General features: G+C 72.0%; 13 protein-coding genes and 1 tRNA gene. 2 read left to right on the top strand and 12 right to left on the bottom strand.

Annotated features, from left to right (window positions below; all coding sequences use genetic code 11):
- Positions 1–54 precede the first annotated feature (54 nt).
- Positions 55–2,097, bottom strand: coding sequence for an NADPH-dependent 2,4-dienoyl-CoA reductase (locus N798_RS11400; protein ID WP_035948640.1), 2,043 nt, complete (start codon positions 2,095–2,097; stop codon positions 55–57).
- 138 nt (positions 2,098–2,235) lie between these two features.
- Positions 2,236–3,612, bottom strand: a complete 1,377-nt coding sequence (locus N798_RS11405) for a cystathionine beta-synthase (protein ID WP_035948642.1) — start codon at positions 3,610–3,612, stop codon at positions 2,236–2,238.
- Positions 3,613–3,745: 133 nt separating this feature from the next.
- Here N798_RS11405 and N798_RS11410 point away from each other — a divergent pair, with 133 nt between their 5' ends.
- Positions 3,746–4,846 (top strand): SGNH/GDSL hydrolase family protein, encoded by a 1,101-nt coding sequence (locus tag N798_RS11410; RefSeq protein WP_035948644.1) that lies wholly within the window; start codon positions 3,746–3,748, stop codon positions 4,844–4,846.
- Here N798_RS11410 and N798_RS11415 read toward each other — a convergent pair.
- The 3 genes from N798_RS11415 to N798_RS11425 all read right to left on the bottom strand — a co-directional run bounded on the left by N798_RS11415 (position 4,787) and on the right by N798_RS11425 (position 6,224).
- Complete coding sequence (locus tag N798_RS11415; RefSeq protein WP_035948645.1) at positions 4,787–5,056, bottom strand: hypothetical protein; 270 nt, start codon at positions 5,054–5,056, stop codon at positions 4,787–4,789. The two genes, N798_RS11410 and N798_RS11415, sit on opposite strands and share 60 nt — an antisense overlap.
- 12 nt (positions 5,057–5,068) lie before the next feature.
- The gene (locus tag N798_RS11420; protein ID WP_035948738.1) at positions 5,069–5,926 is read right to left on the bottom strand and encodes a Bax inhibitor-1/YccA family protein; all 858 of its coding nucleotides are present in this window, start codon (positions 5,924–5,926) and stop codon (positions 5,069–5,071) included.
- 223 nt (positions 5,927–6,149) lie between these two features.
- Positions 6,150–6,224, bottom strand: a tRNA-Leu gene (locus N798_RS11425).
- A 114-nt stretch (positions 6,225–6,338) separates the two neighbouring features.
- Here N798_RS11425 and N798_RS11430 point away from each other — a divergent pair.
- The gene (locus N798_RS11430) at positions 6,339–7,040 is read left to right on the top strand and encodes a TetR/AcrR family transcriptional regulator (protein WP_084100573.1); all 702 of its coding nucleotides are present in this window, start codon (positions 6,339–6,341) and stop codon (positions 7,038–7,040) included.
- Here the strand turns inward: N798_RS11430 and N798_RS11435 are convergent.
- The 7 genes from N798_RS11435 to N798_RS11465 form a co-directional block, all read right to left on the bottom strand.
- On the bottom strand, positions 7,024–7,974 hold the full coding sequence (locus N798_RS11435; RefSeq protein ID WP_035948646.1) for a Ppx/GppA phosphatase family protein: 951 nt from the start codon (positions 7,972–7,974) through the stop codon (positions 7,024–7,026). The two genes, N798_RS11430 and N798_RS11435, sit on opposite strands and share 17 nt — an antisense overlap.
- Positions 7,971–8,498: a DUF501 domain-containing protein gene (locus tag N798_RS11440; RefSeq protein WP_035948647.1), complete on the bottom strand. Its 528-nt coding sequence runs from the start codon at positions 8,496–8,498 to the stop codon at positions 7,971–7,973. Before N798_RS11440 ends, N798_RS11435 begins: the two co-directional genes overlap by 4 nt.
- On the bottom strand, positions 8,495–9,034 hold the full coding sequence (locus N798_RS17420) for an FtsB family cell division protein (RefSeq protein ID WP_052117237.1): 540 nt from the start codon (positions 9,032–9,034) through the stop codon (positions 8,495–8,497). Before N798_RS17420 ends, N798_RS11440 begins: the two co-directional genes overlap by 4 nt.
- Positions 9,035–9,048: 14 nt before the next feature.
- Complete coding sequence (gene eno / locus N798_RS11450) at positions 9,049–10,353, bottom strand: phosphopyruvate hydratase (RefSeq protein ID WP_035948648.1); 1,305 nt, start codon at positions 10,351–10,353, stop codon at positions 9,049–9,051.
- A 213-nt stretch (positions 10,354–10,566) separates the two neighbouring features.
- Complete coding sequence (locus tag N798_RS11455) at positions 10,567–11,484, bottom strand: type IV toxin-antitoxin system AbiEi family antitoxin domain-containing protein (RefSeq protein ID WP_052117239.1); 918 nt, start codon at positions 11,482–11,484, stop codon at positions 10,567–10,569.
- 180 nt (positions 11,485–11,664) lie between these two features.
- Complete coding sequence (locus N798_RS11460; protein ID WP_035948649.1) at positions 11,665–12,600, bottom strand: pseudouridine-5'-phosphate glycosidase; 936 nt, start codon at positions 12,598–12,600, stop codon at positions 11,665–11,667.
- Complete coding sequence (locus N798_RS11465) at positions 12,597–13,742, bottom strand: PfkB family carbohydrate kinase (RefSeq protein ID WP_035948650.1); 1,146 nt, start codon at positions 13,740–13,742, stop codon at positions 12,597–12,599. The genes N798_RS11460 and N798_RS11465 overlap by 4 nt, the downstream gene beginning before the upstream one ends.
- Positions 13,743–13,842 lie beyond the last annotated feature (100 nt).

A 13,842-nucleotide genomic window follows, 5' to 3' on the forward strand; every position in this document is an offset into this window, starting at 1 on the left:
CAACCCAAGACGTTCCGAGACCGCCAGCACTCGGACGCCGAGCCGGTCCCAGCGTCAGAGGCGGGCGGCCAGCTCGGTGCCCTGGCGGATCGCGCGCTTGGCGTCGAGCTCGGCGGCGACGTCGGCCCCGCCGATGACGTGGACCGGCAGCCCGGACCCGGCGAGCTCGTCGGCAAGCGTGCGGACGGACTCCTGCCCGGCGCAGAGCACGACGCTGTCGACGGGGATGACCCGCGTCGTGCGCGGCCCGTCGCCCCCACCCTCGGGCGCGAACGACACGTGCAGTCCGTCGTCGTCGATGAGGTCGTAGGACACACCGGTGACCTGCTCGACGCCCTTGGCCTTGAGCGATGCACGGTGCACCCACCCGGTCGTCTTGCCCAGCCCCTTGCCGATGCCGGACGCCTTGCGCTGGAGCAGGACGACCTCGTGCTTCGCCGTCTCGACGCGCGGCTTCGTCAGCCCGCCTCGCGACTCGGCCGGGTCGCCGACGCCCCATTCGGCGCGCCACAGGTCGAGGTCGAGCGTCGCCGACGGCTGCGCCGTGAGGAACTCGGAGACGTCCACGCCGATGCCACCGGCGCCGATGACGGCGACCCGGGCTCCGGGCTCGCGCTCGCCCCTCACCAGCTCGGCGTACGTCATCACCGACGGGTGGTCGACGCCCGGGATCGCGGGCACCCGCGGCTCCACTCCGGTCGCGACGACGACGTCGTCGAACCCACCCTCGCGCAGCTCGCCGGCCGTCACGGCCTGGCCCAGGTGGAGCCGGACGCCGGTCAGCTCGAGCCGGCGCCGGAAGTAGCGGATCGACTCCGAGAACTCCTCCTTGCCCGGGATGCGCTGGGCGATGGCGAACTGGCCGCCGATGTCGTCCCGCGCTTCGAAGAGGTCGACCGAGTGCCCGCGCTCGGCCAGCGCCGTGGCACACGCCAGCCCAGCCGGGCCGGCGCCGACGACGGCGACCTTCCTCGCCGAGCGGGTCGGCCCGAGGACCAGCTCGGTCTCGTAGACCGCGCGCGGGTTGAGCAGGCAGGTCGCGCGCTGCTTCCTGAACGTGTGGTCGAGACAGGCCTGGTTGCACGCGATGCACGTGTTGATCTCGTCGACCCGCGACTCGGCGGTCTTGCGCACCCACTCCGGGTCGGCGAGGAACGGCCGGGCCAGCGACACGAGGTCGGCGTCGCCCGCCCCGAGGATGCCCTCGGCCACCTCGGGCATGTTGATCCGGTTCGTCGCGATGACCGGCAGCGAGGTCTCGGCCTTGAGGCGACCGGCATACGAGGCGAAGGCGGCGCGGGGCACGGAGGTGACGATCGTCGGGACGCGGGCCTCGTGCCAGCCGATGCCGAGGTTGAGCACCGAGGCACCCGCCGCCTCGACCTCGCGGGCGAGCGCCGCCACCTCGTCCCACGTCTGGCCGTCGGGCACGAGGTCGACCGCGGAGATGCGGTAGATGACGAGGAAGTCGGGGCCGACCTCCTCGCGGATGCGCCGCACGACCTCGACCGCGAACCGGCGGCGCTTCTCGGGCGTGCCGCCCCACGCGTCGGTGCGGTGGTTGGTGCGGGGCGCGAGGAACTGGTTGATGAGGTAGCCCTCGGACCCCATGACCTCGACGCCGTCGTAGCCGGCCTTGCGGGCGAGCCGGGCCGAGCGCACGAACGCGGCGATGGTCCGCTCGACCCCGCGCGCCGACAGCGCACGCGGGCGGAACTTCGAGATGGGGCTCTTGATCGCCGACGGCGCGACGCACCACGGGGTGTAGGCGTACCGGCCGGCGTGGAGCAGCTGGAGCGCGACCCGGCCGCCCTCGGCATGGACGGCGTCGGTGATGACACGGTGGCGTCGGGCCTCGCGGCGCGTCGTGAGCTTGGACGCGAGCGGCATCAGGGTGCCCTCGATGTTGGGCGCGAACCCGCCGGTGACGATGAGCGCCGCTCCCCCTCGCGCCCGCTCGGCGAAGAAGGCCGCGAGCTTGGGGAAGTCGCGCGCCCTGTCCTCGAGCCCGGTGTGCATCGACCCCATGACGACCCGGTTCGGGAGGGTGAGGTGACCGAGGTCGAGGGGCTCGAGGAGGTGCGGGAAGGCGTTCACTACTCGAGGGTAGGGAACGGCTCGCCGGGCGCCTACCGCTCCCGTCTGTGGCGTTGCTCTCGATGTGCGAAAGGCGGGGTATGCCGGGTGCTCGAGCTCCCGGCAACCCCGCCTTGCGACGTGGCTCGGTGGTGAAAGTCAGTCGACGAGGTGACCCAGGAGGTCGGCCCGGGTCAGGACGCCGACCGGCTTGCCGTCGTCGATGACGAGGAGGGCATCAGCCGTCTCGAGCTCGTGCCGGGCGGTGGCGACGGGCTCACCGGCACCGACGAGCGGGAGACCCTTGCCCATGTGCTTCTCGACCGAGTCGTGCAGGGTCGCCTTGCCGACGAAGAGCAGCTCGAGCAGCTCGCGCTCGCTCACCGAGCCCGCGACCTCGCCGGTCATGACGGGCGGCTCCGCCTTGACGACCGGCATCTGCGAGACGCCGTACTCGCGAAGGATCTCGATGGCGTCGCGGATCGTCTCGTTGGGGTGGGTGTGCACGAGATCCGGCAGGTCGCCGGTCTTCGCGCGCAGGACCTTGCCGACAGTGGCGTCGGCGTCGGAGTCCATGAAGCCGTAGGAGCTCATCCAGTCGTCGCTGAAGATCTTCGACATGTAGCCACGGCCGGAGTCCGGCAGCAGGACGACCACGGTCGCCTCGGCTGGCAGGTCCTTGGCGACCTCGAGCGCGGCGACGACCGCCATGCCGCACGAGCCGCCGACGAGCAGCCCCTCCTCGCGGGCAAGGCGACGGGTCATGGCGAAGGAGTCGGCGTCGGAGACGGCGACGATGCGGTCGACGACCTTCGGGTCGTAGGCGGTCGGCCAGAAGTCCTCGCCGACGCCCTCGACGAGGTAGGGGCGACCGGTGCCGCCGGAGTAGACCGAGCCCTCGGGGTCGGCGCCGATGATCTCGACGCGTCCGCCCTCACGTCCCTCGCTCTGCTCGCGCAGGTAGCGGCCGGTGCCGGTGATCGTGCCGCCGGTGCCGACGCCCGCGACGAAGTGGGTGAGCAGGCCCTCGGTGTCGCGCCAGATCTCGGGACCGGTGGTCTCGTAGTGCGACGCCGGGCCGTTCTGGTTGGCGTACTGGTTGGGCTTCCACGCGCCGGGCGTCTCGCGGACAAGTCGGTCGGAGGTCTCGTAGTAGGAGTCCGGGTGGTCGGGAGCGACGGCGGTCGGGCACACGACGACCTCGGCGCCGTAGGCCTTGAGGACGTTGCGCTTGTCCTCGCTCACCTTGTCGGGGCACACGAAGATGCACTTGTAGCCCTTGCGCTGAGCCACGAGCGCGAGGCCGACGCCGGTGTTGCCGCTCGTCGGCTCGACGATCGTGCCGCCGGGCTTGAGCTCGCCGGAGGCCTCCGCGGCCTCGACCATCTTGAGGGCGATGCGGTCCTTCACGGAGCCGCCGGGGTTCATGTACTCGACCTTCGCCAGGACCGTCGCGGCGATGCCGTCGGTGACGGAGTTCAGCTTCACGAGCGGGGTGTTGCCCACGAGGTCGACGATGTGCTCGGCATACTTCATGCCCCCATCCTCCCATCCTTGCGCCGCGATGCCCGACGGTGACGAACAGGCCTCGGTATGCCGGGACCTTCCGCGTGCGTCGCACCCGTCGGTTAGCGTTGACGGACAGTCGAAGGAGGGCGAGCGGACGGTCATGGGACGCGCACGGCGAGCACGCAAGATCGCATCCACCGCGGCATACGGGGGTGGTGGCCTCGCTGCGGCCAGCGCCGCCCTCGGGGCGGTGGGCTACGCCGTCATCAAGGGCGAGGCGCTGCTCGCCCGCCGCATCGTCGGCACGCCGTTCGACTCCTCCCCCGACGACGACGGCACCTACGGCGCCGGCCCGGGGGAGCCGATCGAGATCCTCGTGCTCGGCGACTCGAGCGCGGCGGGCATGGGGGCCAAGCACCCGCACGAGACCGTCGGCGGGATCGTCGCCAACGGCGTGAGCGCCCTCATGGGCCGGCGCGTGCACCTCACGAACTGCGCGGTCGTCGGCGCCGAGTCGAGCGACCTCGAGCGCCAGCTGGCGCAGGGCCTCGAGTCGGTGACCCCCGACGTCGTCGTCATCATGATCGGCGCCAACGACGTCACCCACCGGATCGACCGGGCGACGGCGGTGCGCCACCTCGAGCTCACCGTGCGCCGGATCCGGGCCCTCGGAAGCGAGGTCGTCGTCGGCACCTGCCCCGACCTGGGGACCATCGAGCCGCTCGCGCAGCCGCTGCGCCTGCTCGCCCGACGGTGGAGCCGCGACCTCGCCGCCGCACAGACGATCGCGGTCGTGGAGGCCGGCGGTCGCACCGTGTCGCTCGGTGACCTGCTCGGCAAGGAGTTCGCCGCCTCACCGCGCGAGATGTTCAGCGAGGATCGGTTCCACCCGTCGGCCGCCGGCTACGCCAGGGCGGCTGCGGCTCTGTTGCCGTCGGTCTGCGCGGCGCTCGGGGTGTGGGGTCACGACACCGCGGACCGTGCACCCGAGGCGCGTCGCGGCGAGGGCGTCGGGCCCGTGGCGGTGGCTGCCGGCCAGGCCGTCAAGGACGCCGGCACCGAGGTCTCCCCGACCGAGGTCGGTGGCCAGGCCCGGGGCCCGCGGGGTCGCTGGGCCGTGCTCCTGCGACGGCGCCACGACGCCGTGCCGTCGGCGCGGAACCCGCAGCCGGACCCGTCGGACGGTGCCGCGGCTGCAGCCTCAGGGGAGGGTGCGGCGGAGGTCGGCAAGCCGGTCGGCGAGCTCGGGGACCCCCGCTGAGGCGGCGTCCCACACGAGGACCCTCAGCTGGTCGATGAGCACGGCGGGCCCGAGCTCGGGCACCGGCCGGCCGGCGGTCGCGTCGGCGAGGTCCTGGACGACCTCGCGGACGGCCGGGGATGCGGCGAGCGCGTGGTCCGCGGGCAGCTCACGCCACCTGCGGACCACGCGCTCGAGCTCCCGGCTCACGTCATCGGGAAGACGGTGCATCGTCGTCAGAGGTCACTCACGCATGCGGGCGAAGAGGCGCAGGAACTCGATGTAGAGCCACACGACGGTGACGATGAGGCCGTGCGCGAGGAGCCAGCTGTACTTCTGCGGGGCGCCGGTCGCGATGGCGCGGTCGATCATGTCGAAGTCGAGCGCGAGAGTCACCGAGGCGAGGCCGACGGCGAAGAGCGAGATGAGGATGCCCGGCGTGCCGCCGACGAACCCGATCTCGGAGCTGGAGCTGGAGACGAGGAGAGGCAGGACCAGGTAGTTGATGAGAGCGAAGATCGCGTAGCCGATGACCATCATCGTGACGATCCGGCGGAACTTGTCGGTGACCTTGATGAGCCCGCTCTTGTACGCCAGGAACATGCCCGTGAAGGTGGCGACCGTGGCCAGCGCGGCCGTGGGGACGACACCCTGCCAACGCGCCTCGAAGAACTGCGAGATCGCCCCGACGAAGACACCCTCGACCACGGCATACGCGACGATGAGCGGCACGCTCAGCGTCTTCTTGAAGGCGATGACGAGACCGAGGGCGAACATCGGCGCCCAGGCCATCGTCAGGAGCAGCCCGAGATCCTGGTTCTGGGCCGCGACGTACCAGGCAGCGGCGCCGAAGCCGAGGACGAGGGCGAAGAGCCCCATCGTCTTCATGATGACGTCGTCCATCGTCACGCGGCCGGTGTCGACCGGGCCGGCGGACGGCTGGTTGTACAGGTCCTGGAGCTGCTGCTGCGAGCCCCAGGTGTCGGTGGCGCCCTGCTGCGCGTAGGAGACGTTGCCGGGGTTGGCCCCGCGGCCCCCGAACCCGGCGTAGCCGGACCGGGCGTCCTTCTCGAGTCGGTTGAAGGCCGGGTTGCTGGCCATCGTGTCCTCCATGGGTCTGGCGCCACGGCGTTCCGCGGCGTCGTCTGACCATTCAACCGTGAACGGGCCCAGGAGGTTCCCGCGGCACGGTCACCTGTGGACAACGATCGCGATCAGCGGGAGAGGCACGCCGGGCCGAGTGTCGGGGATCCGGGGCCTCACCCACGACCCACACCCCGGATCTCCGACACTGGGCCGCCGCCAAAGGGACGTTCGGGCTGGGTGCCCCCGACGGGAATCGAACCCGCACCGGAAGCGATTTTAAGTCGCCTGCCTCTGCCAGTTGGGCCACGGGGGCGGGATCACTGTATGCGGTGACAGCCCGCCTTCCGGCGACCATGGCAGCCTCCGGAGTGACGCCCGGTAGGCTCGAAGGACCCCCCGTAGCACCCAGAAACGGACGCCTTGCCGCATGACCTCCACGGACAGCCCGACGACTCCCCCGGCTCGCCGCCGCGGCCCGGCCAAGGGGACCCCTCGCGCTCCGCGCATGAAGCGCGAGGAGCGCGAGCGCCAGCTCCTCGACGTCGCCGAGGCGGTCTTCGCCGACCACGGCTACCAGGACACGACGATGGAGCTCGTCGCCGCGAAGGCGGGCATCACCAAGCCGGTCATCTACGACCACTTCGGGTCGAAGGAGAACCTCCTCGTGAAGGTCGTCGCCCGGGCCCGCGAGGACCTGCTGTCGTCGACCAAGGAGGCGCTCGACGCGATCCCGCCGCACTCCCCCGTCGAGGACTACTTCCGCGCGGGCGTGAGGTCCTTCATGGAGTTCTTCGAGCGCCGTCGCGGCAGCTTCAAGGTCTACATGCAGGAGTCGGCGGTCGCCGTCGTCGCCGGCCAGGACATCGAGCAGATCCGCCAGGCGCAGGCTCGCGACATCGCCGAGCGGTTCGGCGACATCCCGCAGATCGCGGCCTACCCGTTGCCCTACCGCGAGGCGATGGCCGAGATCATGATCGCGACCAACGAGCGGGTCGCTGCGTGGCGGCTGCGCCACCCGGAGATCACCCTCGAGATGGCCGTCGAGGTCGTCATGGCGGTGCTGTGGAACGGGTTCGCGTCCTACACCGCCGACACCGCACCCGAGGTCGACCTCAGCGGGAGCAGCTGAGCGCGATCCCGTCGAGGATGTCGTGCTCGGAGGTGACGACCTGCACGTGCGGCGACCTCTCGAGGACGCGACCGAGCACCTCGTGCCAGACGAGGGCGCCGGCTCCGATGACGTCGACACGACCGGGGTGCATGAAGCCGAGCGCGGCGCGCTCCGCCGTCGGCATCCGGAGCAGGCTCTGCGACGCCTCGCGGTGCGCTGCCGGCGTCAGGGCGGCGAGGTGGATCCGCTCCGGCTCGTATGCCGTGAGCCCCAGTGCGTGGGCCGTGATCGTCGTGATGCTGCCGGCCAGGCCGACGACGGTCGCGATGCCCGCGAGGTCGACGACCTCCTCGGCCCGGTCGAGGGCGGCGGCGACGTCGCGGGTCGCGGCGGCGACCTCGGCGTCGGTGGGCGGGTCGCTGCGGAGGTGGCGTTCGAAGATGCGGACACAGCCGACGTCGACCGAGCGGGCCGCCTCGACGTGGTCGGTGCCGCGGACGAGCTCGGTCGAGCCGCCGCCGAGGTCGACGACGAGGTAGGGCCCGGCGACACCGGCGGCGACGAGGTCTCCGGTCGCTCCCGTGAACGACAGGTCGGCCTCCTCGTCACCGCTGACGACCTCGGGCGATACGTCGAATCCCGCTGCGGCGAAAGCCTGCTCGACCCCGGCGACGAACTCCGCGGCGTTGCGCGCATCCCGTGAGGCCGAGGTGGCGACGAAGCGCACACGTTCGACGGAGTGCTCGCGGCACTGGACGGCATACTCGCTCGTCTGCCGCAGCGTGCGATCCATGGCGACGAGGTCGATGACACCGGTGCGGTCCACGCCGTAGCCGAGCCGGACGACCTCGGTGCGTCGCACGACGTCGGTGAGGGCACCCAAGTCGTCGATGTCGGCGACCAGGAGACGGATCGAGTTCGTGCCGCAGTCGACGGCGCCGACCCGGGTCACTGCTCGGGGTCCCCGGCGAGCTCGGTGCACGGGTGGGCCGCCCACCAGTCGGGGAGCATCGCGAGGGCCTCGTCGCCGAGCGGGTTGACGCCCTCGCCGACGGAGAGCGAGTGGGCGACGAGGACGTGGAGGCACTTGACGCGGTCGGGCATGCCGCCGGCGCTGATGCCGTCGATCTCGTCGACCTGACCCAGCTCGCCGCGGCGGGCGAGGTAGTCGTCGTGGGCCGCGGCGTAGCGCCGGGCGAGGTCGTCGTCCTCGGCCAGCCGCTCGGTCATCTCGCGCATGACGCCCTGCGACTCGAGGGTGCTGATCGCGCCGGTGAGGCGGGGGCAGGTGGCATAGAAGGACGTCGGGAAGGGCGTGCCGTCCGGCAGTCGCGGCAGCGTGCGCAGCACGTCGGGTTCACCGCACGGGCAGCGGTGCGAGACCTCGACGACGCCGCGCGGGACGCGGCCGAGCTGGCGCTCGACGGCGTCGAGGTCCTCCTGGGCGACCGAGGACGGGTCGGGGGCGGCGCTCATCGGCGGTTGGACGGGACGTCGGCGGCCTGCATCGACGCCCAGACCGTGTCGTACCACGGCTCCGAGGAGTCGGAGCTGTGCGCGATCGACCCCGTCGTGTCACGGACCTCGGGGTCGATGACCGTGTAGGACTTCTCGCCGACCTTGACGAACTTGAGGCGGGTGCGTGCCTGCTGCTCGACGTAGGCCGGATCCTCCCAGCGAGCCTGCTCCGCCTGGAGCTCCTCGACGGTCTCCTGCTGCTGGGAGACCTTGTCGCGCATCGCGTCGATGTCGGACCTCTGCTGGAGATAGGCGCGCAGGGTGGGTGCGACGAGGACGACGAGGAAGAGCAGGACGGCACCGAGCGCAATCCTGCGCAGCGTGCGCCGGTTGCCCCGCGCGGCGGTGAGCCGACCACGCCAGCTCGCCGCCGCGGCCTCGGCGACCTTGCGCCCGCTCTCACCCGAGCGGGCGGCGCGGGCACGCGCGGCGGGTCGCGAGGACGCCGGCCGTCGAGGTGACGAGCCGGGTCCGCGACCGCTCCCGCGTGCCATGCGCCGCTCCTGCCTCAGGCCTTGGCGGCGGCGGCCGTGAAGCGCGGGAACGCGGCGGCGCCGGCATACTCCGCGGCGTCGTCGAGCTCCTCCTCGATGCGGAGCAGCTGGTTGTACTTGGCGACGCGCTCGGAGCGGGCCGGCGCGCCGGTCTTGATCTGGCCGCAGTTGGTGGCGACGGCGAGGTCGGCGATCGTCGTGTCCTCGGTCTCACCCGAGCGGTGGCTCATCATGCAGCGGAAGCCCGCGCGCTGTGCCATCTCGACGGCGTCGAGGGTCTCGGTGAGCGAGCCGATCTGGTTGACCTTGACGAGAAGCGCGTTGGCGGTGCCGGTCTCGATGCCGCGGGCGAGGCGCTCGGGGTTGGTGACGAAGAGGTCGTCGCCGACGAGCTGGACCTTGGCGCCGAGGCGGTCGGTCATGGCCTTCCAGCCGTCCCAGTCGTCCTCGTTGAGCGGGTCCTCGATGGAGACGAGCGGGTAGGCGTCGACGAGCTCGGCGTAGTAGTCGACCATCTCGGCCGCGGACTTGCTGCCGCCCTCGAAGGAGTAGCTGCCACCGTCGGCGTCGTCGTAGAACTCGCTGGCCGCGACGTCGAGCGCGAGGGCGATCTGCTCGCCCGGGGTGTAGCCGGCCTTCTCGATGGCCTCGAGGATGAGGTCGAGCGCGGCGCGGTTGCTCTCGAGGTTGGGCGCGAAGCCACCCTCGTCGCCGAGCCCGGTCGACAGGCCCTTCTCCTTGAGCACTGCCTTGAGCGCGTGGTAGACCTCGGCGCCCCAGCGCAGGGCCTCGCGGAAGGTCTCGGCGCCGATCGGCGCGATCATGAACTCCTGGATGTCGACGTTGGAGTCGGCGTGGGAGCCGCCGTTGAGGATGTTGAGCATCGGCACGGGCAGGACCCGCGCGTTCGGGCCGCCGAGGTAGCGGAAGAGCGGGAGGCCGGCCGACTCGGCGGCGGCCTTCGCGACGGCGAGGCTGACGCCGAGGATGGCGTTGGCGCCGAGCTTCTCCTTGTTCTTGGACCCGTCGATGGCGAGCATCTCGGCGTCGATGAGGCGCTGGTCATGGGCCTCGAATCCGAGGAGCTTGGGGCCGAGCTCGTCGATGACGGCGTCGACGGCCTTCTCGACACCCTTGCCGAGGTAGCGGTTCTTGTCGCCGTCACGGCGCTCGACGGCCTCGAACGCGCCCGTGGAGGCGCCGCTGGGCACGGCCGCGCGGGTGATGGTGCCGTCGTCGAGGGCGACCTCGACCTCGACGGTGGGGTTGCCTCGCGAGTCGAGGATCTCGCGTGCTCCGACGGCGTCGATGCTGGCCACTGCTGCTCCTGGGGTGGTGCGGGGACGGGGGTCAGGTCTCGGCCCCGAGCCTAGCCCGTGGCGTCGGCGGGCCGACCGACCGACTCACTCCGTGGCCAACGCTGGTGGGCCGGCGCGGTTCGCGAACCCTGTCGTCGCTCGCGAGCCGGTTCAGACAGGTTCGCGAGCGACGTCGCGGTTCGCGAACCGGCTTGCGTATGCCGGCCCATCACCTCACGCCGCGAGCTGGCCCATCACCCTGCGCACGAGGCGCTCCGGGTGGGCGAGGTCGGCCCAGGTGAGCCGGACGACGCGGTAGCCGGCGTCGCGCAGCCGCTCCTCGCGAGCCTTCTCTCGCATGAGCTCCCGGCGTCCGTCGAGCCCGTCGTATTTGACCGCCCCGTCGAACTCGACGACGACGCGGTCGCCCACGAGGAAGTCGACCCGACCGATGAAGCCTTCGCCATCGGCGATGTCCACCTGCGATCGCACGTCGAGCCCGGCGGCGACGAGGATCAGGCGGGTGAGGGTCTCACCGGGCGACTCGCACCTCGAGTCGGTCGCCGCGATGGCCGCGCGGGCGGAGCCGATGCCATAGCGCAGGCTGGGTTGGTCGAGCGCGGCACGGAGCGCGTCGACGGTGACGAGCCGTCGGTGGAGGGCAGCATCCATCGCGACCACCCCGGCGTCCACCCCGCTCGACGCCGCGGTCTGCACGCAGGCCTGGGCGGGAGACACGGCTCGTGGTGGGCGCGCGTGGGCACCCTCGAGCTGGCCCGGCGGGGCGACGTGGACGTGCAGCCCGGAACGGACCTTGCTCGCCCTGACCGGAGCAACGACGTCGACGACACCGAGGTCCACGCCGTGGAGGGGCAGAGCGTGGAGGGCGAGCGCGGCATGGTGCGAGGCGACCCAGTTGGGATGGGCCAGGAGCAGCCCCTTGACCGTGATTGAGAAGCGCTCGTGGCGGTTGGCGCCGCCCCAGCACTCGCGGGTGGCGAACACTCCCGGACGCACCCGGTGCAGCGTGCCGCTCCGGACCGCGGCCCGGAGCACCTGGGGGGCAACGTGGCAGGCGGATGCGTGCAACCGCGTGACGACGCCGTCGTGCTCCCGCGCGATGCGGGCCAGCTGTGGGTGCAGTGCCTTCATCGCACGAGCGTGCCCGAGGTCGATGGGCCGGCTCGAGAGTTCTCCACAGGCGGCGCCACCCGGGTGGTGGACGGCATACGCCGCAGACAGGTTCGCGAACCGCTGGGTGACTCGCGAGCCGGTTCGAACCGGTCCGGGAGCGACGACCGGGTTCGCGAACCCTTTCGGGCGGTTGGGGCGTCAGGCCGTGGCGGCGAAGGCGACGGCGAGGGCGGCGCCGAGGCGGGCGTTGTGGCGCACGAGCGCGATGTTGGTGTCGAGGCTGCGGCCGTCGGAGAGCTCGACGATGCGGCCGAGGAGGAAGGGCGTGATGTCCTTGCCGGTGATGCCGCGCTCGTCGCACTCGGCGACCGCGCGGTCGATAAGCGCGGAGATCTCGTCCGGCGTCATCTCGTCCTCGGCGGGCACGGGGTTCGTGACCGCGATGCCGCCGCGCAGCCCGAGATCCCACTTGACCCGCATCATCTCGGCGAGCTCGTCGACGCTGTCGCTGCGCATCGGCGAGGAGAAGCCCGACGAGCGCGAGTAGAACGACGGGAACTCGTCGGACCCCACGGTGACGACCGGGACACCGAGGGTCTCGAGCACCTCGAGGGTGCGGCCGATGTCGAGGATCGACTTCACGCCGGCCGAGACGACGGCGACGTCGGTGAGGCTGAGCTCGGTGAGGTCGGCGGAGACGTCCATCGAGTCCTCCGCGCCGCGGTGCACCCCGCCGAGACCTCCCGTGACGAAGACGCGTATGCCGGCTAGCGCGGCCAGCCGCATCGTGCTCGCGACCGTCGTGGCCCCGTGGCCCTTGGTCGCCATGACGTGGGGCAGGTCGCGGATGCTCACCTTGGCGACGTGCTCGTCGGTCGCGAGGAGCTCGAGCTCGTCCGCGGACAGGCCGATGCGCGCGACGCCGTCGAGGACCGCGATGGTGGCCGGCGTGGCACCGCCGTCACGGACGATCTGCTCGACCTCGCGCGCCATTTCGACGTTGCGCGGGTAGGGCATGCCGTGGCTGATGATCGTCGACTCGAGCGCGACGACGGGGCGTCCGGCGGCGAGCGCCTCGGCGACCTCGGGGGCGAGGGCGAGGGCGGGGTGGGGCGTGGTGGTGCTGGTGCTCATCGGGTTCCTTGTGACGTGAGGCGCCCGGTGACGAGCGCGCTGGTGAGGTCGGGTCGGACGGTGTGGACGGACTCGGTCGTGAGGGCGGCGGTGGCCTGGCCGAAGGCCGCGGCGGCGACGGGGTCGTCGTCGCGCAGAAGGGCGTGGACGAACCCGGCGGTCATCGAGTCGCCGGCGCCGGTGACGTCGACGACGGCGCTGCTCACCTTCGGGTCGGTGCTCACGGCCGGGCGGCCGGTGGACCCGTCGGCCGGGGCGGGTGCCGACGAGAGGAGGCTGCCGCGGGCTCCCCGGCGGACCCAGACGTGACGCACGCCGCGGTCGTGGAGCTCGGCGGCCGCTCGGGTGATCGCCGGGACCGTGTCGGCGACCTCGTGGTCGACGAGCGCGGCGAGCTCGGCGATGTTGGGGGTCACCGCGAGGACGGGGCGGTCGGGGCTGAACAGCCCGCGGAGCCGAGCCGCCTTGACCACCGAGACCGGCTCGACGACGACGGGCACGTCGCTCGCGGCGGCGACGGAGCAGAGCCAGGTCGCGACGTCGAACGGGATGTTGCCGTCGACGACGAGCAGGTCAGAGTGCTGGACGAGCGCCCGGGCAGGCTCGACGTCGGCGACGGTGAGGCTGTCGGTGGCGCTCATGTCGGAGACCGCGACGGACAGGTCGCCGTCGGAGTCGAGGACGGCGAGGTAGGTGCCGGTCGGCTGTGGGCCCACCACGACGTGCTCGAGGCGCACGCCGGCGGTGCGGGCGTGGGCGAGCAGCTCGTCGCCGAACGTGTCGGCCCCGACGGCGGCGACGAGGTGCGTCGGGGTGCCGAGGCGGGCGAGGTTCTCGGCGATGTTGCGGCCCACGCCGCCCGGATTGGTCGTCACCTGCCCGGGGTTGCTCGTCGCGAGGTCCAACGCGGCGGTCGAGCGCGCCTTGACGTCCATGACCGCACCGCCGACGACGACCACTCCCGCCTCGCCGCGCACGACGTAGCCCCGGCCGAGGATCGCGCCCTTGCGCGTGAGGTTGGACAGAGCGACCGAGACCGACGCGCGGGTCGTGCCCAACCGGTCGGCGAGGGCCGCCGCGTCGAGCAGCGGGTCGGCGCGCAGCTCGGCGAGGATCGCCTGCTCCTGCGGTGTCAGCCTCATACTTCCATATTTAAGCACGCCTTGTGTTTCCAAGCAAGCATGAGCGTGTGCCGTCCGCCCACGAACCGTGCCGGCGCCCGGGTGAGGCGGGCGCCCCAGC

Origin of the sequence: Knoellia flava TL1 (assembly GCF_000768675.1) — a bacterium.
GTDB lineage: Bacteria > Actinomycetota > Actinomycetes > Actinomycetales > Dermatophilaceae > Knoellia > Knoellia flava.